The following is a 1,947-nucleotide window of genomic DNA, read 5'->3' as shown; positions in this document are numbered from 1 at the left end:
GCACTGGCGCATGTGCGCCTCGCGCAGGGCTTCGCGGCGCGCGTCGGCTTCGCTGCGGTGGCGCTCAGGCGTCTCGGCGCGCAGCGTGGTCATGGCTTCGCTGATCGCCACGAACAGCTGCTCTCCGTCGCCACGCTCTTCGACCATGTGGTTCCACCAGCTTTCGCCGTCGGCATAACCAGCCGCGTGCGCCAGCCAGGTCAGCGGATCGCCCGGCTCCGGCGCATCGCCAGATTCAGGTTTCTCAATGTCGGAAGTGGGTTCTGCCACCTCCTGCGCTGCGGCATCCTGTTCCGCCTTCTCCATCGCCAGCCCATGCACCAGCGGCAGGTCGATGAAACGTGCCGGCACGCCGGCGGTCAGCCCCCAGCGCAGGGCCTGCCACTCCGGCGAAAACTCGGCGAACGGGTGGTAGACGGCCTGGCGCGGCGCGTCCGGGCAGTAGCTCAGCAGCGCCACCGGCGGCTGCATGCCTTCGGCCAGCACCGCGCTCAGCACGCCTTCTGCTTCGGGTGGGCCTTCGACCAGCACACAGTCCGGCTGCAGGGCCTCGAACGCGCGCAGCAAACTGCGGGCGCTGCCCGGTCCGTGGTGCCTGATCCCAAAGTAATGCGGGCTCGCGCTCATTGGCGGGAAGTCAGGAAACGTCCCGGAACGCGCGGTACAGGTCCTTCCAGTCCGCCCGCTCCTTCATCACCGTCTCCAGGTACTCGTTCCACACCACGCTGTCCTGCACCGGGTCCTTCACCACGGCGCCGATCAGGCCGGCGGCCATGTCGTGCGGGCGCAGCACGCCGTCGCCGAAGTGGCCGGCCAGCGCCAGGCCGCTGTTGATCACCGAGATCGCCTCGGCGGTGGACAGCGTGGACGTGGGCGACTTGATCTGCGTCTTGCCGTCCTCGGTCTTGCCATTGCGAAGCTCGCGGAAGATCTGCACGATGCGGCGCACTTCCTTCAGCGCCGGCGGCTCGGCCGGCAGCTGCAGCGCGCGGCCCATCTCGGCCACGCGCTTGACGACGATGGCCACCTCGTCTTCCTCGCTGGCCGGCACCGGCAGCACGACGGTGTTGAAGCGCCGCTTCAGCGCGGCCGAGAGTTCGTTGACGCCCTTGTCGCGGTTGTTCGCGGTGGCGATCACGCTGAAGCCGCGCACCGCCTGCACCTCGCTGGCCAGCTCGGGGATGGGCAGCGTCTTTTCCGACAGCACGGTGATCAGGCTGTCCTGCACGTCGGCCGGAATGCGCGTGAGCTCCTCGACGCGGGCGATCTTGCCCAGGCGCATGGCCTGCATCATCGGGCTGGGCACCAGCGCCTTTTCCGACGGGCCGTTGGCCAGCAGCTGGGCGTAGTTCCAGCCGTAGCGCAGCTGCTCTTCGCTGGTGCCGGCGGTGCCCTGGATCAGCAGCGTGGAGTCGCCGCTGATGGCCGCGGCCAGGTGCTCCGAGACCCAGGACTTGGCGGTGCCCGGCACGCCGTAGAGCAGCAGCGCGCGGTCGGTCGCCAGCGTGGCCACGGCAATCTCCATCAGCCGCGGGCTGCCGATGTACTTGGGGCTGACGGCAAAGCCGTTGTCCAGCGTGCCGCCCATCAGGTAGCGCACGACGGCCCAGGGCGACAGCGCCCAGTTCTCGGGTCGGGCGCGGTCGTCGGCCTTGGCCAGCTCGGCCAGCTCTTCGGCGAACTGCTGTTCGGCGTGCTGGCGCATCACCTGTGCGGTCGTGGCGGTCATGTTCAGGTCCGGGTCAAGGAATGGAAGGCCTGGCGCGCGGCGATGACTTGCATCATGGTCTGCAGCGCCTGGGCAATGGAAGGGGTTTCGTCTGCCTGGCGAGGCACCTGGGCCAGCGCTGGCAAGGCATCCTGGTGCAGCGCGCAGCACAGCTCGGGCAGCAGGGCGCGCAGCGCGTAGTCGTCGCGCAGCGCCTGGCCTTGCAGGCGCGGCAGCAG

The 1,947-nt window shown here is 69.3% G+C and carries 3 protein-coding genes; all 3 read right to left on the bottom strand.

Annotated elements, in window-relative coordinates:
* Nucleotides 1–627: DUF5682 family protein (locus tag FKP22_RS28710; RefSeq protein WP_233446994.1), on the bottom strand; the 627-nt coding region annotated here is incomplete at its 3' end.
* A 10-nt stretch (nucleotides 628–637) separates the two neighbouring features.
* Nucleotides 638–1,729, bottom strand: coding sequence for an ATP-binding protein (locus tag FKP22_RS28705; RefSeq protein WP_141291532.1), 1,092 nt, complete (start codon nucleotides 1,727–1,729; stop codon nucleotides 638–640).
* Nucleotides 1,730–1,731: 2 nt separating this feature from the next.
* A partial coding sequence (locus tag FKP22_RS32985; RefSeq protein ID WP_170201158.1) for a hypothetical protein occupies nucleotides 1,732–1,947 on the bottom strand: 216 nt, incomplete at its 5' end.

Source organism: Ideonella azotifigens, from assembly GCF_006519715.1.
In the GTDB taxonomy this organism is placed as follows: domain Bacteria; phylum Pseudomonadota; class Gammaproteobacteria; order Burkholderiales; family Burkholderiaceae_C; genus Ideonella; species Ideonella azotifigens.
The sequence above is the reverse complement of the archived record's forward strand: the minus strand, read 5'-3'. Positions and strand labels throughout refer to the sequence as shown.